This window comes from Pseudomonas sp. MS646 (genome assembly GCF_036693845.1).
Taxonomy (GTDB): Bacteria; Pseudomonadota; Gammaproteobacteria; order Pseudomonadales; family Pseudomonadaceae; genus Aquipseudomonas; species Aquipseudomonas chlororaphis_E.
In genome coordinates this window covers 2,117,324-2,138,722 of sequence record NZ_CP144763.1, presented here as the reverse complement: position 1 = coordinate 2,138,722, position 21,399 = coordinate 2,117,324, and the positions used below count along the sequence as shown (strand labels likewise).

The following is a 21,399-nucleotide window of genomic DNA, read 5'->3' as shown; positions in this document are numbered from 1 at the left end:
ATGGACGTGAGCGTATTTGGAACGGGGTATGTGGGGCTGATCCAGGCCGCCGCGCTGGCCGATGTCGGGCATCGCGTGCTGTGCATCGACATCGACCCGAACAAGATCCGGCAACTGCAACAAGCGGTGCCGCCTATCAGCGAACCGGGCCTGTCCGGTTTGCTCGAAGAGAACATCAAGGCCGGGCGGCTGGCGTTCAGCTCCCAGGCCAGCGATGCGGTCAATCACGGCGAATTGATCTTCATCGCCGTCGGCACGCCCGCCGATGAGGACGGTTCAGCCGACCTGAGCCATGTGCTGGGCGTCACCCGCCAGATCGCCGACTTCATGGACAGCGACCGCACCTTGATCATCAAGTCCACGGTGCCGGTGGGCACGGCCGACAAAGTTGCCGACTGCGCCCGCCAGGCGCTGGCGCGCCGCGGCCTGAAGCAACTGAATGTGCGGGTGGTGTCCAACCCCGAATTCCTCAAGGAGGGCAGCGCCCTCGCCGATTGCATGCGCCCGGACCGGATCATCGTCGGCACCGCCGATCAGTTGGCCCGCGACCAGATGAGCGAGCTGTACGCGCCCTTCTGCCGCAACCACGAAAAACTGATGTTCATGGACAACCGCAGCGCCGAACTGACCAAGTACGCCGCCAACGCGATGCTCGCCACACGCATCAGCTTCATGAACGAGCTGGCCAACCTCACAGAACGCCTGGGGGCCGACATCGAAGCGGTGCGCAAAGGCATCGGTTCAGACCCGCGCATCGGCTATCACTTCATCTACCCCGGCTGCGGCTTCGGTGGCTCGTGCTTCCCCAAGGACCTGCGAGCCCTGCTGCACACCGCCGAACAGAGCGGCATGCCCCTGCGCCTGCTGCGCAGCGTCACCGACGTCAACGACAGCCAGCGGCACATCCTTTTCGAGAAGCTCGCCAAACAATTCCCCGACGGCCTGTCCGGCAAGTCGATTGCCATCTGGGGCCTGGCCTTCAAGCCCAACACCGATGACATGCGCGAAGCCCCCAGCCGCTACCTGATGGAAGCGCTGTGGCGCGAAGGCGCCCGGGTCCAGGCCTATGACCCGGAAGCCATGTCCGAATGCCGCCGTCTCTACGGCTACCGCAAAGACCTGAACCTGTGCGCCACCCGCGATGACACCCTGGAAGACGCCGACGCCCTGGTGATCTGCACCGAGTGGAAAAACTTCCGCGTAGTGGACTTCGACCTGCTGGCCAGCAAGTTGCGCGCCCGCGTGATCATCGATGGCCGCAACCTGTACAACCCCGAACACCTGGCCGCCGCCGGGCTGTTGTATCGCGGCATCGGCCTGCGGCACACCCTGCCGGACACCGCTGCACCAGGGCCGCAAGCGTGAATGTCCTGGTGACCGGCGCAGCCGGGTTCATCGGTGCACATTGCGTGCTGCGCCTGCTGCGCGACGGCCATCGGGTGTGCGGGCTGGACAACTTCAACGACTACTACGACCCGCAGCTCAAGCACGACCGCGTGGCCTGGGTGCACGAGCAGGCCGGCGAGTTCCCGCTGGCCCGGATCGACTTGAGCGACGCACCGGCCATCGATGCGCTGTTCCAGCACCACCGCCCGGAGGTGGTGATCCACCTCGCCGCCCAGGCCGGCGTGCGCTATTCCCTGGAGAACCCGCGGGCCTATGTCGACAGCAACCTCGGCGGTTTCCTCAACATCCTGGAAAGCTGCCGCCGCTACCCGGTCAGGCACCTGATCTACGCCTCTTCCAGCTCGGTGTACGGCGCCAACCCGCACACCCCGTACTCGGAGCAGGACAACGTCGACCATCCGTTGTCGCTGTACGCGGCCAGCAAAAAAGCCAATGAGCTGATGGCCCACAGCTACAGCCACCTGTTCGGCATCCCGTGCACGGGGCTGCGCTTCTTCACCGTATACGGCCCCTGGGGCCGGCCGGACATGTCGCCGATCCAGTTCGCCCGCGCCATCACCGAAGGTCGAGTGCTGTCGCTGTACAACCACGGCGAACACCAACGGGATTTCACCTACGTCGACGACATCATCGAGAGCATCGCCCGGCTGATCGACCGACCGCCCCAGGCCACTCCACAGGAGGCTTGCGAACAACCGGGCCCGGCCACCAGCCGGGCGCCCTGGCGGATCTTCAACATCGGCGGGCAGCACCCGGTGGCGCTGCGCAGCTATGTGGTGCTGCTGGAAAAACACCTGGGCCGCAGCGCCCGCATCGAACTGCTGCCCCTGCAAGCCGGGGACGTACTCAACACCTGCGCCGACGCCAGTGGCCTGGCGCGGGCCACCGGGTTCCAGCCGCGCATCGAATTGGACGAAGGCCTCGGCCGCTTCATCGCCTGGTTTCTGGAGTACTACGCGCGGCCTGCTGCCCACCCGCCGCTCGCGGCTGAACCTGCGCACGAACCTCAGCGGAGGAGTCTATGACCCGACATGAGCATGACCTACCGATCAACGCACCCGGACGCGACAAACGTGTCGACCCCGACCACCGCAGGCGCCTCGACGCGGCCATCCACCGCCAAGGCCGGGGCTGGCTGACCGGCCGCGACGGCGGCCGGCCCTGGACGGTCTCACGGACCAATCGCGTGATGGCCTGCCTCGGTGCCCTGACAATTCTGCTGATGCTCTGCCCATTGCTGCTGGGCCTGGCGCTGCTGGTCAAGTTCTCAAGCCCGGGGCCGGTGCTGTTCGTGCAGAAGCGCACCGGCTACCGCGGCCGAGTCTTTGGCATGTACAAGTTTCGCACCATGGTCGCCGACGCCGAAGCCCTCAAGGAGTCGCTGCGCCACCTCAACAAACACGGCGTCGATGCCATCGACTTCAAGATCGACAACGACCCGCGCATCACGCCCATCGGCCGGTTCCTGCGACGCAGCAGCCTCGACGAACTGCCCAACCTGATCAATGTAGTGACCGGCGACATGCGCCTGGTGGGCCCGCGGCCGACCTCGTTCAACGCCTACCGCTACAAGGACAACCACCTTGTGCGCCTGAGCATCTACCCCGGCATGACCGGCCTTTGGCAGATCTCCGGGCGCAGCAATATCGACTTCGACCAGCGCGTGGAATTGGACCTCAGCTACATCGCCGAGCAAAGCCTGATGCTGGATTTGAAGATCCTGATGATGACCCCCTTCAAAGTGTTCAGCGGCCACGGAGCGAGTTAAATGGACGGTTCGACGAATATTCTCACCATAGCAAGCCCGAGCGAGACCAACCTGACCTCGACCGTGCTCGACCCTTCCTTGCGGATACTGCTGCTGACGGCCGCCAACACCGGCACCGGCACCAGCACCAGCGCCATGGCGCTGGCCGCTCAACTGGCGCAGATGAGCACGGGGCGCGTGTTGCTGGTAGATGCCAGCCATTCGCCGCGCAACCTCAGCCAGCAACTGTCGCTGTACAAGGAGCGTGGCTTCAGCGACCTGCTGTTCAACAGCCTCGCCCCGCCCCTGTTGCAGGACTGCGTGGTGCAGATCTCCAGCCTGCCCTTCGACTTCCTGCCGCTCGGACGCCTGGGCCGCAATGCCGAACGCCTGAGCCCCGAGCAACTGCGCCCGCTGTTCCGGCAACTGGCGGCGCAGTACCGCTTCGTGGTGATCGACGCCGACGCGGTGTATTCGGCCTGCGACACGCTGGTGCTCAGCACCCAGGTGGACGGCGTGGTGCTGGTGGTGCGCGGTGAAGACACCCGCTGGGAAGTGGCCCAGGCCACTCGCCAGCGCTTGTCCCAGGCCGGCGCGAAGGTGGTGGGCAGCGTGTTCAACCGCCGCAAGTACTACATGCCCAAATGGCTCTACAACAACCTGTAAGCGTGCAGAAGGATGACGAGATGAACGCCAGAATGCTTGTCCTGCTGTTGCTGCCGCTCGCCGGTTGCTCCAGCACCACCGATACCCGTTCGATGCCGGTGCAGATCCTCACGGCCGCGCCGGCCAACGCCCAGGCCACCGACATGCCCAAGGTCGAGCAGACCCTGCGGCCTCAGGATGTGCTCGATGTGATCTTTCACATCAGCACCACCGGCCCACAGGCCTACCGCGTACAACCGGGTGACCAGGTGGCCCTGAACTTCACCGCCGCCAGCCAGCTCAACGGCACGCAACAGGTCATGCCCGATGGCAGCATTGAACTGCCGGGCGCCAACACCGCGGTCAAGGTCGCCGGCTTGACCACCGACGAAGCCCGCCTCGCGGTGCAACGAGCCTACGACCAGAAAATGCTCTTCCAGCCCAACCGCAACCAGTTGACGGTGCTGGTCACCAGCCCGCTGGCCGGCGAGAACAACCTGCGCAGCACCTTGAGTCACCCCGGCACCGGCATGAGCCGGGAAATCACCGTGGGCCGGGACGGCTATGCGAGCTTTCCGGAAATCGGGGCCGTGCCGCTGCAAGGCATGACCGTCACCCAGTTGGAGGCGTTTCTCAATGAGCGTTACGCCCAACTGCCCGGGCACATGACCGTCGATGTGCTGCTCAAGTCCACCGCCGGCAACGAGATCTACGTGCTCGGTGAAGTCGCCCAACCCGGCTCCTACCCCATCCGCCGGCCGATCTCGGTGCTTGAGGCGCTGACCCTGGCCCGCGGCACCAACGTCAAGGCCCGGCTCGATTCGGTGGTGATCATGCGCCGCAACGGCAACCAGGTCGAAGCCCGGCATTACGACGTGGAAAAAGCCCTGAGCGGCGACGCGTCGCAAATCGCCTACCTGCAACCCGAAGACATGCTGTTCGTACCCAAGACCAAGCTCGCCAGCGCCGGCGAACTCGCCAGGCAACTGGCCGACGTGGTGCTGTTCCAGGGCGTGGGGGTCAGCTTCGGCTACCGCCTCGATAACAAAGGCAGCAACAGCAACTGACCCAGGTGATCGACATGAATCCCAAGGAAAATTATCTGCACGAGTTCTTCAGGATCTTCTTCGCCAACAAGCAGTGGGTGAAGCGTGTTTTCCTGATTTTCGCCGTCATCGCCCTGGTGTTGCCGCTGATGCTCAAGCAGAGCTTCGATATCACCGCCCAGGTGATCGTGCAGTCGAAAAAAATCTCCCAGGGCGACGCCACCACGTCGCTCAACCAGGAGAACGCCACGTTCATTCCACCGTCCCTGGCGGACATGGAAACCGAGAGCAATATCCTCCGTTCGCCCGCGCTGATCCGCCAGACCATCAGCACCCTGCGCGATCAGGGCGAGTACACGCCCAGCCCCGGCATCTTCAACAGGTGGGTGAGCGATCCGTTCAAGCGCTACATCACCACGCCACTGCGTGAGTACGCCATCAACCCGCTGCGCGACGCGCTGGGGCTGGAGGTGGATCCGGTGCGTGACACCGTGCTCGATACCCTGACCGACGAAGCCGTCGAAAACCTCAAGATCGAGACCCTGCCCGGCTCCAACGTCATCTCCATCGTCTACAGCTTCGGTGACCCGGCCCAAGGCACCCGGTTCGTCGCACAACTGCTGCAGAACTACCTCGCCAGTCGCCAGGAACTGCAATCGATCGAGCTGCCGCAAACCTTCTACGAACAGAAGAAAAGCCAGTACCAGCATCGCCTCGACGGCCTGGAAAGCACCCGCCTGACCTTGCTCGAAGGCGTCGGCTCGGCGGATCCGAAGGAGGAAATCACCTTCCGCCTGAACGCCATCAACACCGAAGAACAGGCCCTGAACCTGTACCAGGATCGCCTGCTGCAAAGCCAACGCTGGCTCGACTACCTCAAGACCAGCCTGGCGTCGGCGAACAGCTCGCGGTTCAACGACTACACCTTCCCGTTCACCTTCACCACCACCGTGGACAACATCGCCTTCGAAGACCGGGAAATCAAACAGTTGGGCGAGCAACTGACCGGCCAGGTCGCCCGCTACATGAATGACCTGGCGATCTTCCAACCCGGCAGCGAACCGATGCTGCTGGCCCGGGAGCAGATCGTGCGCACCCGCCAGCAGTTCCTGAAGGTGGTGAGCAACCGGATCCAGGAACGCACCACCGACCTGGCCGTGGTCAGCTCGGTGATCAACCAGAAGGTCGAGCGCATCGCCGAGTTCAAGGAACGCATCCACCAGTTGCAGGAAACCCAGAGCAAGCTGCGGCAGATGGACACCGAGATCGACGCCCTGCATGCGGCGTTCTCCACCTACGCCCAACGGTTCGCCGAAGCCAGCACCGCCCGTTCGCTGGACAGCGACCTGTCCAACGCCCGGGTCCTGAGCCCACCCTTCGAACCGACCGCCCCGGCGTTCCCCAAACCGATGCTGATCATCGCGTTCGGCCTGTTCAGCGGCCTGTTGCTGGCGATCGCCCTGGTCTATGTGCGTGAGTTCTTCGACCATCGCTTCAAGCATCCGGCCCAGATCAGCCAACAACTGGATGTACCGGTGCTGCTGGTGATCAACGAGCAGTCCCCCGACCAGGTCAACCCGCACCGCAACTGGAGCCTGCCCAGCCTTGTCCATTGGGTGCGCAATTGAACGCGCCGTTCGGCCCGACCCGCCACAGCAGCCCCCTGTCGATCATTCACCTGCTCGACAGCGGCGGCTTCTACGGAGCCGAGCGGATGCTGCTCGATCATTGCCTGGCCACGCCCGGACAGCACCAGGTGCTGTTCCTGGCGGCGCCGCCGACCTTGATCACGCGCTTTCGCCAGGCCGGGGTCGACTGCCGCCATTGCGCCAATTGGGCCGAGCTGTTGCAGCACCTGCGCCAGCGCCGCGAGGACCGGCCGCTGATCAACACCCACAACTTCAAGGGGCTGTTGTTCGGCTGGTCCGCCGCCACGTTGCTGCGCCTGCCACTGGTGATCACCCAGCACGGCTTCACCCCGCGCAGCCCCAAGCAGCGCTTCTACACCTGGCTGAGCCTGCAACTGTGCCGCACCGGCTCGGTCAAGCGAGTGGTCTGCGTGGCCGAGAGCATTGCCGCCCTGCACCGCCAGGCCAGCGTGCGCGCGTCGAAACTCGACGTGATCCCCAACGGCTTGCCGGCGGTCACCGCGCCGCCGGCCCACCGCGCCGATGAACAGCGCTGGCGGGTCGGCTACGTCGGGCGCTTGAGCAGCGAGAAAGGCCCGGACCTGTTCCTCGACGCCATGATCCCGCTGTGCCAGCGGCATTCGTCACTGCATGCGGTGATGCTCGGCGACGGTCCGGAACGCCAGACGCTGCTCAAGCGCATCAACGACGCCGGCCTGCCGACGCGCATCGAGCTGCCGGGCTACCAGACCGACATGAACGCCTGGTGGAGTCGCCTCGATGCCCTGGTGATCAGCTCGCGCACCGAAGGCACGCCGATGATCCTGCTCGAAGCCATGCAGGCCGGTGTGCCGGTGGTGGCGTTCGGCGTCGGCGGCATTCCCGATGTCCTGCAGGACCGGCACAACGGCCTGCTCGCGACACCGGCCGACAGCCACGCACTGGCGCAACAGATCGAGACGCTGTTCAGCGAACCGCCCCTGGCGCGGATCCTCGCCGACAACGCCCGCCGCACCCAGCAGGATCGCTACGACCTGCGCACGCTGGCCGAGCGCTGGTCGCAGCTCTACATCCGCACGGCACAGGAGGCTCACCCATGATCGTCCCGCTCTCGATCATCAGCCTGCTGGGCCTGGCTTGCCTGGCGTTGCTGGCCAGTCCTTATCCGTTCCTGGCGCCAGGCGCGGTGCTGGGCCTGGTCGGTGTCGCCGTGCTGTACCGCAAGCCCGGCTGGGGGCTGCTGGGCATCGCCGCCCTGGTGCCCTTCGAAGGCCTGTTCAAGGACAACGCTTTCTCCGGCACCAAGTTCTTCGGCCTGGCCCTGGCGCTGATCCTGATGTTGCAATTGGCTGTGCACCAGCTTCCCGCCACGCGCCTGCGCAGCAACATCTGGCGGCCGTTGATCGGCTTCATGCTGCTCTACGGCTTGAGCATGCTGCTGACGGAAAACATGGACTTGTCCATGACCCATTTTCGCGAACTGAGCGTGGGCCTGATCCTGTTCGGCATCACGTTGCTGATCGGCCGCGAACTGAACCTGGACATGTTTTGCCGCCTGGTGACGTTGAGCGTGACCGCCACCTGCGTGCTCGCGATGTTCTCGGCCAAGTACCAGGACCAGGGCCGCGCGTCCGGCCTGCTGGAAGACCCGAACGCCTTTGCCCTGCTAATCGCTTTCACCGTGCCACTGGCCCTGCTGCTGATCGTGCGGGGCCCGTACCTGCTGTACCGGTTGTTCTGGGGTGGCTGCCTCGTCCTGCTGCTGGGCGGGATGACCAAGACCGAATCGCGCTCGGGGTTGGTGGTGCTGCTGCTCAGCCTGATCATCGGCCTGTACCACTACCGCGCGCAGTTGCCACGGATCCGTCCGCGGCACCTGGGGTTCGCGATGCTCGGGCTGGCGCTGATGGTTCCGCTGGCGGTCGCGGTGCTGCCGGCCGGCTACGTGGCACGCATCCAGTCGCTGAGCATCCTCAGTGCCGGCGCCAATGCCCACAAGGACGAGTCCCTCGGACGGCGCGCCTCGTACATCGTGGTCGGCAGCCAGATGATCCGCGAGAACCCGGTGCTGGGCGCAGGCCCTGGGACCTTCCCCCTGCACTACGCACCCACCGGTTACGCCAAGGCGTTCTCGGCCAATCGCAAGCTGGGGGACCTGTATCGCCGGGCCCACAACACTTACCTGGAGATTTTCAGTGAGATCGGCATACCGGGCGGCTTGATGTTCGTCGGCATGCTCGGCCTGGGCCTGTACAACCTGATGCACGCCCGCCAGCTCTGGCTGCAACGCCGGGACTGGGCGCAAGCCGACCTGCTGACGCACCTGGGCATGAGCTTCCTGTCGCTGACCCTTTTCCTGATGTTCCTCAGTGCGCCGAACCACAAGTTGCTGTGGATCATGCTCGCCCTCACCAGCGTGCTGCGCTACGAAGCCGAACAGGGCGCGCCACGGGAGACCCAGCCATGAAGCGGATCAGCATCGTCATCCCGATGTACAACGAGGCCCGACACATTGGCCGGACACTGCTGGCGGCCCGGGAAGCGGCGCGTCAGGCCGAGCTGGAGTGCGAGCTGATCGTGGTGGACAACGGTTCCGACGACCGCGGCCCACACATCGCCAGCGAGCTGGGCGCACGGGTGCTGATCGTGCCCGGCGTGCACATCGGCGCGCTGCGCAACCGCGGTGCGGCGGTGGCTCACGGCGACTGGCTGGCGTTCATCGACGCCGACATCGAAATGCCGGCCAACTGGCTCAAGCTGCTGCTGGAACTCGAAGGCCAGCAGGGCGATGTGCTCGGCCTCGACCTGGACACGCCGCGCCAAGCCCCCTGGTTCGCCGAAGCCTGGCAACGTCGCAGCCAGCGTCCGGGGGCCCATCGCCTGCACCGGGTGCAGTGGCTGCCCAGCGCCAACCTGTTGCTGCGCCGCACCTGGTTCGCCCAGATCGGCGGTTTCGACGAAACCCTGCGCACCGGCGAGGACAAGGATTTTTCCCTGCGTCTGCGCCAGACCGGCGCGCAGCTGCTGCTGGTCAACGAAAGCGTGGCCCTGCACTGGGGTTACGAAGGCAGCTGGCGCGAATGGATGAGCAAGGAGTTGTGGCGCCAGGGCAGTCATCTGCAACTGCTGCGCAGCCATGGCCCGAGCCTGCGGCTGTTGCGCTTCCCGGCGCTGTCCGTGGGCGCCTGGGCGCTGGACGTCCTGGCCCTGCTCGCCTTGCTCCAGGGCCAGCCGCGCCTGGCCCTGATGCTGCTGCTGATCACCGCACTCCCGCCGCTGTTGCTCAGCCTGCGCCAGAGCCGGCGTGACCCGCGCCTGACCTTGCAACTGTGGGCCTTGCATGGGGTGCGCCTGCACCTGACCGGCGCCGCGCTATTGCTCAATCTTTGTCATTGGACCGTCAGGAGACCTGCCCGTGGCTGAATTCATCTATTGGTCGTGCCTGTTGCTGCCGGTGTACGCCTACCTTGGCTACCCGGTGATCCTGAGCCTGCTGGCCCCCTTGTTTCCGCTGCGCTACTACGCCAAAGCGGTGCCGATGGACGTCAGCATCGTGATTGCCGCCCATAACGAGGCGCGGCACATCGAACAGAAGTTGCGCACCTTGCTGGCCCAGGATTACCGGGCCCATTCGCTGCAGATCATCCTGGCCAGCGACGGCTCCAGCGACGACACGGTGGCCTGCGCGCGCAACGTGGCGGACCCGCGCATCACCGTGCTCGACCTGCCCCGCCAAGGCAAGGCCGCCGCCCTCAACACCGGGGTGGCCCACAGCCGCGGCGCGATCCTGGTTTTCACCGACGCCGACAACCAATGGGCCACCGACACCCTCGGCCACCTGTTGGCGCCGCTGAGCGACCCGGAAGTGGGCGCGTGTGCCGGGCACATGGAAATCCCCGTGCCAGGCAAAGGCCTGAGCCTGGGCGACAGCCTGTATCGCCACTACGAAGGCTGGCTGCGCCGGGTGGAAAGCCGCACCTGTTGCATGGTGTCGGCCGACGGTGCGCTGTTGGCACTGCGGCGCGAACTGTTCGAACCCATACCGGCGCAGGTCAACGATGACTTCTTCCTCAGCACCTGCGCGCCGGCCGCCGGCAAGAGCATCGTCTATGCGCCACGGGCTCGGGTGCTCGACCAGGGCGTGGACGAGGCCGACAAGCAGTTCCGTCGCCGCCAGCGGGTCACCGTCGGCGGCCTGCAAAGCCTGGCCCAGCGGCGCGCGCTGCTCAACCCACTGCGTCATGGGCTCTACGCCATCGGGTTGATCAGCCACAAGTTGATCCGCCGCCTGGCGCCGGTGCTGTTGCTGCCGTTGCTGCTGAGCAATGCCTGGCTGTGGAACGAGCATCCGTTCTATCGCCTGAGCCTGCTGGCACAACTGATCGGCTACAGCATGGCGCTGCTCGGGCTGATGGACTCGCAACACCGCCTGCCCAAACCCTTTCGCCTGGCCGCGTTCGTGCTGGTGACGCTGGCGGGCATGAGCATCGGGCTGTGGCAGTTTCTGCGGGGCCAGCGCTACAGCCAATGGAACCCCGAGCAGAACCGCTGAAAAGGAGGATGGCCGATGTCGATCAAACACGTTTTCAAGCGCACCGGCGGTTGGCTGTACCTGAACACGGCCCTGGGTCGCGGGCCCTTGCGCGGTGCCGGGGTGATCCTAATGCTGCACCGGGTGCTGAGCAACGACCGCGCCGCCGAACTGCCCCATCGCAACGAGCTGTGCGTCGGCCCGGAAGCCTTCGAGCACCTGCTGCTCTGGCTGCAACGCCACTTCGATTGCGTGCCCTTGATGACGCTGCTGCTGGCCGACCCGGAACACGTGCCGAACCGCCCACGGGTGGCACTGACCTTCGACGACGGCTGGCGCGACAACGCCATGAATGCCTTTCCACTGCTGCGCCAGTACCAGGTGCCGGCGAGTATTTTCCTGTCCACGGACTTCATCGGCAGCCGTCAACATTTCTGGTGGGAAACCCTCGGCGAAACCCTCTGGGGCAGCCACGGCCAGGTGGCGCGTCACTCGCTGATCGAACATTTGCATCAAGTCGGCCGGCCACTGCCGGTGCTGCTCGATGACATCGACGACGACCGCCGCAGCCTGGCGCTCGTGCACTACCTGCAAAGCCTCAAGAGCCTCGACCCACAGGTGCTGAGCGACCTCACCGAAAGCTGTCCCCATGGCGCCCAGCCCCAGGCGCTGGACTGGTCCCAAGTACGCATGCTGGAAGACTCCGGCCTGATTCGCTTCGGCCCTCACGGCGCCAGCCACGCGATCCTCACCGGGCTGGACGACCAGCGCCTGCACGAAGAACTGTCGCGCAGCCGCATCGCCCTGGAAAACGGCTGCGCACAACCCCTGCCGGTGTATTGCTACCCCAACGGCGACCACGATGCCCGCGTGCGCCAGCAGGTGGCCGCCCACGGTTATCCGTTTGCCCTGGGCACCGAGACCGGCCTGTACCGCCACGACGGCGACCCCTTGAACCTGCCGCGCTTCGGCGTCAGCCAACGCAACGCTCATCACCCTGAACTGCTGGCCTGGCGAATTCGCCGAGGAACACGCTCATGAGCCGTGGTCATTACCTCAAGCACCTGCTGTTGAGCATGGGCACGCGCCTGGCGATGATCGGCCTGCGCCTGCTGCGCAATGTGCTGCTGGCCCGGATCCTGGGCCCCAGCGAGCGCGGGTTGTTCGCCTTGCTCAGCACCCTGCCGGACCTGATCAGCGCCGCCACCAGCGGCGGCCTGAACTCCGCCGTCGGCTACCAGGCAGCGCAGCAGCGTTCGATGGGTTTGTTGCTCAGCCAGGTGCTGGTGTTCGGTTGCCTGCTGGCCGGGCTGCTGACCTTGCTGGTGGTGGCGCTGGCGCGCGAGTTTGGCACTGACCTGGACGTCACCACACAATTGGGGTTACTGGCCTGGCTGCTGTTGCTCGCCGTGCCGTTGACCGTGCTCAAGAGCGGCCTGCTGACCCTGCACAACGCGTCCGGCGGCGTCGGCGCCTTCAATGCCCTGCGCCTGGTGGAATCGGTAGCGCCGCTGTTGCTGTTCCTGGCGTTGTTCTGGCTCTGGAAAGACGCGGCCCTGGAAGCGGCGTTGATCAGTTGGCTGGCCGGCCTGAGCCTGGTGGTGCTGGCCGGTTGGGTCTGGCTGTGCCGGGACCAGGACGTCACCCTGCAATGGGATCGCAGCGGCCAGAACGAGCTGCTGCGCTACGGTGCCCGTAGCCACCCGGACCTGCTGTTCCAGCAAGTGATCCTGCGCTCCGACTACCTGTTCATCGGCGCCCTGCTGGGCAGTACCGCCCTGGGTCACTACGCCATGGCCAGCGCCGCCGCCGAACTGCTGCTGATCGTGCCGGAAGCCGTCACCACACCGCTGATGAAGCGCCTGTTGCAGCAGGACCGGGACATGCAGCGCCTGACCCCACTGGCCTTGCGCCTGACCGCCACGGTGATGCTGGGGGCCTGCCTGAGCATGGCCTTGATCGGCGAATGGTTGATCGTCACCTTGTTCGGCGTCGCCTACCAACCGGCGTATCCGGCGCTGCTGGCACTGCTGCCGGGGCTGTTCGGGCTGTGCTACGCGAGCATCCTGCGCCTGGACCTGCTGGGCAAGAACCGGCCCGGTGCTGTCTCGTTTTTGATGGGCTTGGGGGCGCTGCTGAACCTGGCGCTGAATGTGTTGCTGATCCCGCGCTATGGCATCGTCGGTGCCGCCGCCGCATCGTCCATCGCCTACCTGGGCGTGACCCTGGCGCTGCTGGCGATGTATTGCCGCCTCAGCGGCGTGGCGCCGTGGCAGACACTGATCATCCTGCCCAGCGATTTACTGCCGATGCGCCAGATGCTACTGGGGAAATCGGCATGAAGTTTTCTGGCGCCTGGCCGTGCGCCTTTGCGAGCTTGCTCGCCAAAAGGACGACGCGGCACTGGGCGTTGGGCGCCTGCCTGTGGGCGCTGGCGCTCACGGCCCATGGCGCGTCCATGGCCTGGACCGGCATTCGCGACGGCAGCCTGTACTTGCAGACCGATCGACCAGACACCGTGACCGTGCGCTGGGTGCCGGCCTGGCAAGCCAACGCCAATGCCGAGCATATCTACCTGCTCAATGGCCAGGGCCGCCTGGTGGGTGAACGCCTCATCAAGGCCGAGCAGGAACGCGGCGAGCAGCAATGGCCCTTGCTGCCCGGCCCCGCCAGCTATCGGCTGGAAATACCCGGCTACAGTTTCCGTCGCTATACCCTTGAACACGATGCACGCACCCAGGCGCTGTTCGCCCCGGCCAAGGTGCACTTCAGCGCCGAAGCCCATGACGGCGACGAACTGTACTTCAAGGTCGCCGCGGGCGAGCGTGCCGTGCTGGCGGGCAAGTTCCACGGTGGCGTGCGCGGCCTGCAAGCCCGGCGCGTGGCCGACGGCAAACAACTGCAACTGAACCTCAAGCCCTACCCCGCCTATTGGCAGTTCGACCAAGTGGCCCTGCCGGTCGCCGACGTCGAGCAGGTCTGGCGCCTGCACTTGCTGGGCAACGGCAAGGCGGCGTTCTGGCTGGACGGCACTGCCAACCTGTTCGCCCAAGCCCCGGCGCAACTGCAGCCGCTTCGCGAAGCCCCGGGGCACGTGCAGTTGAAGGTCTACCCCGAGGTGCTGGGCAACACGCCGAAACTGGGGATTTCGCTGCCTTACGTCATGCCGCCGCCCGCCGCCTACGCGGTCATCGATGCACTCAAGCCCCAGGCGGCCAGTTACTACAGCATGGTCGACGTGACCGCCGCCAAGCCCGACCACGAGGATCGGTTCCGGCGCCTGTACCAGAATCGCTTCGGCATCAACCAGGACATTACCCTGCTCGCCGGCAGCGGACGCAAGGCCGACCTTGTGGCCGATCGGACCAGCAACAGCGGCCTGCAAGCCTGGCTCAAGTCCACCCGCGCCCTGGGCGGCAAAGGCGTGCATTACTTAGGTTTCGCCGATGAGCCGAACCTCAACTACCCCGACTTCGCCAGTTATCAGGCGGTGTTCGAGAGCATGGCCAATGAGGTCCGCGCCCTGCCCGCCAACGTCCGCGCGGGGGTGCGCATCGCGATCCCGGCCAGCTCCCGGTTCACCAACGGTCCGCTGGCCGAAAACGCCGCCGACAAACGCGGCATCGACTGGGCCCGGCGCCTGCTGGCCCAGTACGGCGACCAGGTCGACGCCCTGGCCTGGCATGAATGGATGATTCGCGACCTGTTGGCGACACGGGTGTATCGCAGCAGTGTGCGGCGCGCCGCCAGGCTGGTGGGCCTGGACGCCACGGGCCGGCCACGCAAGGCGCTGCTGCTGGACCAGACCAATATGTCCAGCGGCTCGAGCCTGAGCCCCTACGACCAGGAAACCCACTACGCCGCCCTGTGGTGGACCTCGGTGGTGATCAACGCCTCCGCCGATGGCCTGCTCGACATGCTCAACTGGTTCCAGGCCGCCGACGAGCCGGAGTATCCCAAGGGCATGGTGAGGGTCCTGGACAACGATCGCTTCGAGCTCAAGCCGGTGGGCCTGGCCCAGCAGTTCATCCAGCAGCACTGGTTCGACCAGGTGTTACGCCTGGACAACGACGCCTTCGAAGTCGACGCACTGGCCATGGCCACCGGCATGCAGCGCGGCCTGCTGGGCGTGAACAAAAGCACCCGGGCGCAACAGGTCGATATCGACGCCGGGCTCTGTCCACAGGCGCAGGCAACCCTGGTGTATTTCGGCCCGGACAACCGCAGCCGCAGCGCCTCATTCACCTGCGAAGCCGGGCAAATCCATTTTCTATTGCCAGGCCAAACCCTGTTTGCCCTGGGCTGGACCACCTCTTCCATTCCTCAACCCGCCACCCGTCAGGAGGCACCATGAACGTACTGCAGAAACTGCGTGATCGCATCCAGAAGAAAGGCCTGCGCGCCGTGTTCAAACAGGTGATCCGGCACTTCGTGTTTTTCCACTCGCAACTGGTGTGGCTGGAACACGACGTGCGAGTCCCGCTACCGCCCCATAACCTCAAGCCCTACCCGCCGGCGCGCCGGGAATTCATCACGGTCAGCAATGCCGACGCGTTTGCCAAGTACTTCGGCGACCGCGTCGAAACCATGCGCGAACTGGCGGCCGAAGGCTACACCGGCTTGATGTACCTGGATGGCCAGGGCGACGCCGTGGGGTTTGCCTGGGGCAGTACCCGAGATTATTTCGATCGGCATTTCTATCGCTGCCTGTTCCCGATCAAGCCGGGCGAGTATTTCCAGTTCGGTGGGGAGATGACCCGCGCTTACTGGGGAACCCAGATGTCGGCGGACGTCCAGCAGGACATGTGGAGGATCATGGCGGAAAAAGGCTGCACCAAGATGGTCGATGTCTGCGACTTGCAGAACATCCCGGCGATCAAGATGCACATCCGCATGGACTTCAAGGAGCGCGGCCAGATCACTCACGTGTATTGCCTGTTCGGGCGTTGGCGCTTCTTCCGCGATACGTTCTACACCGGCTCGGTGCTGGATACCTTTCGCAAACCGGCCCAGCCCGCCCCCACGGCGGCGGCGGCCTGATGGCAATCCGCTTCGAATGGCGACGCTCACTGCTCGCCACGGACTTCCCGGCAACGGCTTATGAGCAGCTGCGCACCCGGGTGGCCGACTACACGCCGTTCAATAACCTGGCCTGGCTGCAAGCGGCGGAACTGGCGCTGCAACCCGGTCAGGACCTGCACGTGCTGCTGGGCTGGCAAGACCAGGCGCTGAGCCTGTGCCTGCCCCTGGTCAGCGCGCGCGAGCGCATCGGCGGGCTGCGGTTCCGGGTGCTGCGTCACCTGGGTTATCCGCTGGCGGACCGCATCGCCCTGCTGGTGCGCGTCGACGCTGACAGCATGGGCCAGGCGTTGATGCAGATCCGGCAACAACTGCCCCACGCGTTGCTGCAATTGAATGAAGTGGTCGAGGCCGTTGGCGAGCAAAGCGCGCTGAGTGCCTGGATGGCATTGAGCTCCACCGGGGAGCGACGGTTGAGCTGCCGGGTCCCGGTGCATCTGATCAGCGACAGTGACCATCAGGAAATTTCCGGCGATCCACGCTATAAGTTACGTAAGGCACGCAAGCGTATCGCCGCATGCGGCGCACAGATCCGTCGACTGACCCCCGATGCCATCAGCATGGGCCTGCTGCTGCAGGAACTTGCCGAGGTCGAGTCGGCCAGTTGGAAAGGTGAAGAAGGCGTCGGCATTTTCTCCGACCCGGTGCGCCGGCAATGGATGAAACACGCCTTCACCGCCCTCGCCGCCCAAGGCCTGGTGCGCGTGGTGGTGCTGGAGCTGGAAGGACGCTGCATCAGCTACCGACTGGGCCTGCTGGAACAGGGCCGACTGTACGACTACAACCTGGCGTTCCTGCCGGAGCATGCCGACCTGGGCAGCGGCCGGGTACTGCTGGAGGAATGGATCCGCTGGGGGCTGGAGGACAACTGGCGCTGGGTCGATGCGTCCCGGGTCAGCCTGGAAAACTCCAGCCATCAACTGCATGAACGCATGACCGGACAATTGGAACACTGGCGTTGGAGTTTTTATTCATGGCAACCCGGCGGGCTGGTCCTGGGGTTCGCCTTGCGACTATGGAAGAGTCTCAAGCCATGGCTACGCAAGCGCCCGGCCGCCGCAACACCTTTGCCCCCCACTTCCAAGCGCCAGGAGAACGTGAATGCCTCAACAAGTGATCGTCAACGCTGACGATTTCGGGCTCTGCCTCAGTGAAAACGCACTCATCCTGCGAGCCTTCGAGGCCGGCGTGATCAGCTCCGCCACCGCCATGGCCAACATGCCAGGGTTCGAACAGGCTTGCGAGCTGGCCCGTCAACCCCTGCTCAACGGACGTATCGGCTTGCATTTCAACCTCAGCCACGGTGCGCCGCTGAGCCAGGCAATCACCTCGCGACCCGCGTTCTGTGCCCCCAACGGCGAATTCGACCTCAACGTGTCGCGCTACTGCCTGCGCCTGGGTTCAAAAGACCTCGCGGCGGTGCAAGACGAACTTGAGGCGCAATGGCAACATTGCCTGGACCACGGCCTGCACCCCAGCCACCTCGACTCCCACCAACACGTGCACAACATCTGGCCCATCGGCGAGCTGGTGGCCCGTTTCGCCGAGCGCCATGGCGTGCCCATCCGCTTGGCGCGCAACCTGGGGGCAAACCTGAACGTGCCCAAACGCATCTTCAAGACCCTACTCAACCGACGCATGCGCAGCCTCAGCGGCGCGACGGCCGACTACGTCTGCACCCCGGCCGACCTGGACCACGCAGCACCGCCGGAGCATGGCTCACTCGAAGTGATCGTCCACCCGCAGGACCTGGACGGCGACTTCGGCGACGCCAGCCTGGCACCCGGCGAATCACTGACCCAGGTGCTGCACAAGCGCCTGGCGGGCGTGCCCAAAGTGCCCTACGGCAGCAAGCGGCAGCCTCTGAGGTTGGCTGAGTATGGGGACGTGCACTGACCGGCGGATAATGGACATCACGCTGCCCCCAACCGGTTCGCCACTGGCATCCGTCGCCGCCGCGCCCGCCTGTTCCATTCGTCCGGACCTGGTCTCTGGAGGCCTGAGTCATCATGGCATCGTCCTCAATGTTTTAGGGGGTCGAGTTTTCGAGTGAGGCGAAGCCAAAGACTCCGGTATGGGCCGTGAAAGTCTCTATAAGGCCTTCGCTCCGGGGGCGAAGCCGCGCTTTGATACCGTACTCAAGGTCGTCCACGCAATGGGTGTCGATTTATGTGCACGCCCCACTCCCACGCAGAATCCGACGACCGCATGAGCGCAAGCCCGCAGCCGTCTGAAATCACGCCATCCTTCGGGCGAATCTGTTAAAAGGCATCTTTCCGTCTTGAGTAGTGAAACCCTTCGATGCGTTCTTTTTTTCTTCCTCGTCCTGGTCGGCGCTGGCTGGCGATGCTGTGCATGGCGGCGATGGTGGTCGGGCTGCCGGTGGGCTGCGCGGTGTTGCAGCACAAGGAGCGCGAGCTGGTGTTCAGGATCGAGCCCGGCACGGCCAGTTGGTTCAGCGGTTTGCCGAGCAGCGTGCAGGAGTTCGACCTCAAGCCAAAACACTTCAAGGCCGGGGAGAATATCCACGGCTGGTGGTGGCCGGCCGAGCGCAAGAATGCGCCGGCGATCCTGTACCTGCACGGTGTGCGCTGGAACCTGACCGGGCAGTTGTTTCGCATCCAGCAATTGAGGGACCTGGGCTTTGCGGTGCTGGCGATCGACTACCGGGGATTTGGCAAAAGCCATGGCGACCTGCCCTCGGAAGCCAGTGTCTACGAAGACGCCCGGATCGCCTGGGCACGCCTGGAAACGCTGCAACCCGACCCGGCGCTGCGGCTGATCTATGGCCACTCCCTGGGCGGTGCCGTCGCGGTGGACCTGGCAGCGGAACTGGGCCAGAAAGCGGCGAAAGACGGCAGCGTCGTAGCGGCCCGGGGGTTGGTCATCGAATCCACCTTCACGTCCCTGGGCGATGTCGCCACGGCCATGGCCGACACGTCGCTGCCGGTACGCTGGTTGCTGTCGCAGAAATTCGATTCCATCGACAAGATCCACGAGATCAACATGCCCTTGCTGGTGGTCCATGGCGCCGCCGACCGCTACGTACCGCCACGCTTCAGCGAACAGCTGTTCAACGCCGCCCAGGAGCCCAAGCGCCTGCTGCTGGTGCCGGGTGCCACCCACAACAACAGCATGAGCCTGGCCGGCCGGCAGTATCGCCAGGCACTGGACGCCTTGCTCAAACCTCGCCCTTCCCCCGTGGCCGGAGCGCCCCAGGTGAACGCCGCCAAGGCCGGCTGAGCCGATCCGCCCAAGGGATGGGTCGACGGGCAGGCCGCCTTCGCGAGCAAGCTCGCTCCCACAGATGAGTGCAGTGAATCAAGCACCTGCAAACACCACCAACCCCCTGTGGGAGCGAGCTTGCTCGCGAAGGCGGTGGGTCTGTTTGCTGAGAGGCTGGATGGGCTGACGCCTTCGCGGGCAAGCCCGCTCCCACAAGGCTCGCGCCAGCCGCAAGGCTCAAATCCACCCCAATCAACCAGGGGGCTGGACGAAAAAAAACGGCACCTTTCGGTGCCGTTTGTCTTTCACTGTCAGACGCTTTACTTGCGGGCCGCTTCCCACGACTTCAGCAGTTCGCTGTAGCTCACGGTCTCACCTTTAGGCTTCTCGTTCGCCAGCTTCGGCTTCGGTGCCCCCGGTTGATCGAACCAGTACTGCGCATCGCGCTCCGGGTTCATTTTCGGGGCGCAGGTCGCCTGGGCCTTGGAGCGTTCCAGGCGCGTCATGATCGCGTCCTGGTCCTTGGCCAAGCCGTCGAGCGCCTGTTGCGGGGTCTTCTCGCCGCTGGCCGCTTCGGCGATGTGGCTCCACCACAGTTGCGCGAGGCGCGGATAGTCCGGCACGTTGGTCCCGGTCGGGGTCCATTGCACGCGGGCCGGGCTGCGGTAGAACTCCACCAGGCCACCGAGCTTGGGCGCCAGGTCGGTCATCGCCTGCGAGTTGATGTCCGACTCACGAATCGGCGTCAGGCCAACGATGGTCTTCTTCAGCGACACGGTTTTCGACGTCACGAACTGCGCGTACAGCCAGGCCGCCAATTTCTGCTTCTCAGGCGTGGACTTCATGAAGGTCCAGGACCCCACGTCCTGATAACCCAGCTTCATGCCCTCTTCCCAGTACGGACCACGCGGCGAAGGTGCCATGCGCCATTTCGGCGTGCCGTCGGCGTTGACCACCGGCAGGCCCGGCTTGGTCATGTCGGCGGTGAAGGCGGTGTACCAGAAGATCTGCTGGGCGATGTTGCCCTGGGACGGCACCGGGCCGGACTCGGAGAACGTCATGCCCGCCGCTTCCGGTGGCGCGTACTTCTTCAGCCAGTCGACGTATTTGGTGGTGGCGAACACCGCCGCCGGGCCGTTGGTATCGCCACCACGGGTGACGCTGGAGCCGACCGGATGGCAGTCCTCGACGCGAATGCCCCACTCGTCCACTGGCAAGCCATTGGGCAGGCCCTTGTCGCCGCCGCCGGCCATGGAGAACCAGGCATCGGTGAAGCGCCAGCCCAGGGACGGGTCTTTCTTGCCGTAGTCCATGTGGCCGTAGACGCGCTTGCCGTCGATTTCCTTGACGTCTTCGCTGAAGAACTTGGCGATGTCTTCATAAGCCGACCAGTTCACCGGTACGCCCAACTCGTAGCCGTACTTCTCCTTGAACTTGGCCTTCAGGTCCGCACGCTCGAACCAGTCGGCGCGGAACCAGTAGAGGTTGGCGAACTGCTGGTCGGGCAGTTGATACAGCTTGCCGTCCGGCGCAGTGGTGAACGAGGTGCCGATGAAGTCCTTGAGGTCCAGGGTCGGCGAAGTGAAGTTCTTGCCTTCGTTGGCCATCAGGTCGGTGATCGATTCAGTCTTGCCGTAGCGAAAGTGCGTACCAATGAGGTCCGAATCGTTGACCCACCCGTCATAGATATTTTTGTCCGACTGCATCACCGTCTGCATCTTTTCCACCACGTCGCCTTCTTGCAGCAGGTCGTGGGTCAACTGGATCCCGGTGATTTCGGTGAAGGCCTTGGCCAGTACCTTGGACTCGTATTCGTGGGTGGTGAGGGTTTCCGACACCACGTTGATCTTCATGCCACGAAACGGCTCGGCGGCCTTGATGAACCACTTGAGCTCTTCGAGCTGCTGCTCGGCTGTCAAGGTTGACGGTTTGAATTCACTGCCGATCCATTTTTTAGCGGCGTCTTCATAGGCGTCAGCCCAGGCCACAGCGCTCAAGCCGCTGAGTGCCAGTGCGGCTGCCAATGAAACGCTATGTCGCAGCTTATTGTTTTTATTGAACATAGAGACCTCCTGTTTGGATTTGAGAGCC

18 protein-coding genes and 1 pseudogene are annotated in these 21,399 nt (G+C 64.7%); 18 read left to right on the top strand and 1 reads right to left on the bottom strand.

All coding sequences use genetic code 11. The features are described from left to right. The 18 genes and pseudogenes from V3H56_RS09490 to V3H56_RS09405 all read left to right on the top strand — a co-directional run bounded on the left by V3H56_RS09490 (position 1) and on the right by V3H56_RS09405 (position 19,326). Entirely contained in the window at positions 1-1,365 is a 1,365-nt protein-coding gene (locus tag V3H56_RS09490; RefSeq protein WP_047737300.1) for a UDP-glucose/GDP-mannose dehydrogenase family protein, read from the top strand. Next, positions 1,362-2,432: an NAD-dependent epimerase gene (locus V3H56_RS09485; protein WP_047737301.1), complete on the top strand. Its 1,071-nt coding sequence runs from the start codon at positions 1,362-1,364 to the stop codon at positions 2,430-2,432. The genes V3H56_RS09490 and V3H56_RS09485 overlap by 4 nt, the downstream gene beginning before the upstream one ends. Next, on the top strand, positions 2,429-3,175 hold the full coding sequence (locus tag V3H56_RS09480) for a sugar transferase (protein WP_042729730.1): 747 nt from the start codon (positions 2,429-2,431) through the stop codon (positions 3,173-3,175). The genes V3H56_RS09485 and V3H56_RS09480 overlap by 4 nt, the downstream gene beginning before the upstream one ends. Then, a complete protein-coding gene (locus tag V3H56_RS09475; RefSeq protein ID WP_042729729.1) occupies positions 3,176-3,820 on the top strand; it encodes a CpsD/CapB family tyrosine-protein kinase in 645 nt (214 codons plus the stop codon). It begins immediately after the preceding gene. Positions 3,821-3,840: 20 nt separating this feature from the next. Further along, positions 3,841-4,866 carry a polysaccharide biosynthesis/export family protein gene (locus V3H56_RS09470; RefSeq protein WP_047737305.1) on the top strand — a complete coding sequence of 342 codons (1,026 nt, stop codon included), beginning with the start codon at positions 3,841-3,843 and terminating at the stop codon, positions 4,864-4,866. Positions 4,867-4,880: 14 nt separating this feature from the next. Further along, positions 4,881-6,473, top strand: coding sequence for a Wzz/FepE/Etk N-terminal domain-containing protein (locus tag V3H56_RS09465; protein ID WP_212803595.1), 1,593 nt, complete (start codon positions 4,881-4,883; stop codon positions 6,471-6,473). Beyond that, positions 6,470-7,573: a glycosyltransferase family 4 protein gene (locus V3H56_RS09460; protein ID WP_123578663.1), complete on the top strand. Its 1,104-nt coding sequence runs from the start codon at positions 6,470-6,472 to the stop codon at positions 7,571-7,573. The genes V3H56_RS09465 and V3H56_RS09460 overlap by 4 nt, the downstream gene beginning before the upstream one ends. Then, positions 7,570-8,940 carry an O-antigen ligase family protein gene (locus tag V3H56_RS09455; RefSeq protein WP_338474518.1) on the top strand — a complete coding sequence of 457 codons (1,371 nt, stop codon included), beginning with the start codon at positions 7,570-7,572 and terminating at the stop codon, positions 8,938-8,940. The genes V3H56_RS09460 and V3H56_RS09455 overlap by 4 nt, the downstream gene beginning before the upstream one ends. Continuing rightward, a complete protein-coding gene (locus V3H56_RS09450) occupies positions 8,937-9,896 on the top strand; it encodes a glycosyltransferase (RefSeq protein ID WP_338474517.1) in 960 nt (319 codons plus the stop codon). Before V3H56_RS09455 ends, V3H56_RS09450 begins: the two co-directional genes overlap by 4 nt. Further along, positions 9,889-11,025, top strand: a complete 1,137-nt coding sequence (locus V3H56_RS09445) for a glycosyltransferase family 2 protein (protein ID WP_338474516.1) — start codon at positions 9,889-9,891, stop codon at positions 11,023-11,025. Before V3H56_RS09450 ends, V3H56_RS09445 begins: the two co-directional genes overlap by 8 nt. A gap of 15 nt (positions 11,026-11,040) precedes the next feature. Further along, the gene (locus tag V3H56_RS09440) at positions 11,041-12,045 is read left to right on the top strand and encodes a polysaccharide deacetylase family protein (RefSeq protein WP_042728301.1); all 1,005 of its coding nucleotides are present in this window, start codon (positions 11,041-11,043) and stop codon (positions 12,043-12,045) included. After that, the gene (locus tag V3H56_RS09435; RefSeq protein ID WP_338474515.1) at positions 12,042-13,346 is read left to right on the top strand and encodes an oligosaccharide flippase family protein; all 1,305 of its coding nucleotides are present in this window, start codon (positions 12,042-12,044) and stop codon (positions 13,344-13,346) included. Before V3H56_RS09440 ends, V3H56_RS09435 begins: the two co-directional genes overlap by 4 nt. A 116-nt stretch (positions 13,347-13,462) precedes the next feature. Further along, positions 13,463-15,358, top strand: a complete 1,896-nt coding sequence (locus tag V3H56_RS09430; protein ID WP_338474779.1) for a hypothetical protein — start codon at positions 13,463-13,465, stop codon at positions 15,356-15,358. Next, positions 15,355-16,044, top strand: coding sequence for a hypothetical protein (locus tag V3H56_RS09425; RefSeq protein ID WP_047737317.1), 690 nt, complete (start codon positions 15,355-15,357; stop codon positions 16,042-16,044). Before V3H56_RS09430 ends, V3H56_RS09425 begins: the two co-directional genes overlap by 4 nt. Further along, positions 16,044-17,213 carry a GNAT family N-acetyltransferase gene (locus V3H56_RS09420; protein ID WP_212803593.1) on the top strand — a complete coding sequence of 390 codons (1,170 nt, stop codon included), beginning with the start codon at positions 16,044-16,046 and terminating at the stop codon, positions 17,211-17,213. Before V3H56_RS09425 ends, V3H56_RS09420 begins: the two co-directional genes overlap by 1 nt. Continuing rightward, positions 17,185-17,979 (top strand): ChbG/HpnK family deacetylase, encoded by a 795-nt coding sequence (locus tag V3H56_RS09415; protein ID WP_042728297.1) that lies wholly within the window; start codon positions 17,185-17,187, stop codon positions 17,977-17,979. Before V3H56_RS09420 ends, V3H56_RS09415 begins: the two co-directional genes overlap by 29 nt. Before the next feature lie 163 nt (positions 17,980-18,142). After that, a pseudogene (locus tag V3H56_RS09410) lies at positions 18,143-18,295 on the top strand (transcriptional regulator); the annotation flags it as partial. A gap of 89 nt (positions 18,296-18,384) precedes the next feature. Beyond that, positions 18,385-19,326 (top strand): alpha/beta hydrolase, encoded by a 942-nt coding sequence (locus tag V3H56_RS09405; RefSeq protein WP_338474514.1) that lies wholly within the window; start codon positions 18,385-18,387, stop codon positions 19,324-19,326. 302 nt (positions 19,327-19,628) lie between these two features. Here the strand turns inward: V3H56_RS09405 and V3H56_RS09400 are convergent, their stop codons facing one another. Then, a complete protein-coding gene (locus tag V3H56_RS09400) occupies positions 19,629-21,371 on the bottom strand; it encodes an ABC transporter substrate-binding protein (protein WP_042728295.1) in 1,743 nt (580 codons plus the stop codon). Positions 21,372-21,399: the final 28 nt, after the last annotated feature.

Coding starts and splice junctions, on each gene's coding strand:
- V3H56_RS09490 (WP_047737300.1), top strand. CDS start 1: ATGGACGTGAGCGTATTTGGAACGGGGTATGTGGGGCTGATCCAGGCC.
- V3H56_RS09480 (WP_042729730.1), top strand. CDS start 2,429: ATGACCCGACATGAGCATGACCTACCGATCAACGCACCCGGACGCGAC.
- V3H56_RS09475 (WP_042729729.1), top strand. CDS start 3,176: ATGGACGGTTCGACGAATATTCTCACCATAGCAAGCCCGAGCGAGACC.
- V3H56_RS09470 (WP_047737305.1), top strand. CDS start 3,841: ATGAACGCCAGAATGCTTGTCCTGCTGTTGCTGCCGCTCGCCGGTTGC.
- V3H56_RS09465 (WP_212803595.1), top strand. CDS start 4,881: ATGAATCCCAAGGAAAATTATCTGCACGAGTTCTTCAGGATCTTCTTC.
- V3H56_RS09455 (WP_338474518.1), top strand. CDS start 7,570: ATGATCGTCCCGCTCTCGATCATCAGCCTGCTGGGCCTGGCTTGCCTG.
- V3H56_RS09450 (WP_338474517.1), top strand. CDS start 8,937: ATGAAGCGGATCAGCATCGTCATCCCGATGTACAACGAGGCCCGACAC.
- V3H56_RS09440 (WP_042728301.1), top strand. CDS start 11,041: ATGTCGATCAAACACGTTTTCAAGCGCACCGGCGGTTGGCTGTACCTG.
- V3H56_RS09435 (WP_338474515.1), top strand. CDS start 12,042: ATGAGCCGTGGTCATTACCTCAAGCACCTGCTGTTGAGCATGGGCACG.
- V3H56_RS09430 (WP_338474779.1), top strand. CDS start 13,463: ATGGCCTGGACCGGCATTCGCGACGGCAGCCTGTACTTGCAGACCGAT.
- V3H56_RS09425 (WP_047737317.1), top strand. CDS start 15,355: ATGAACGTACTGCAGAAACTGCGTGATCGCATCCAGAAGAAAGGCCTG.
- V3H56_RS09420 (WP_212803593.1), top strand. CDS start 16,044: ATGGCAATCCGCTTCGAATGGCGACGCTCACTGCTCGCCACGGACTTC.
- V3H56_RS09415 (WP_042728297.1), top strand. CDS start 17,185: ATGCCTCAACAAGTGATCGTCAACGCTGACGATTTCGGGCTCTGCCTC.
- V3H56_RS09405 (WP_338474514.1), top strand. CDS start 18,385: ATGCGTTCTTTTTTTCTTCCTCGTCCTGGTCGGCGCTGGCTGGCGATG.
- V3H56_RS09400 (WP_042728295.1), bottom strand. CDS start 21,371: ATGTTCAATAAAAACAATAAGCTGCGACATAGCGTTTCATTGGCAGCC.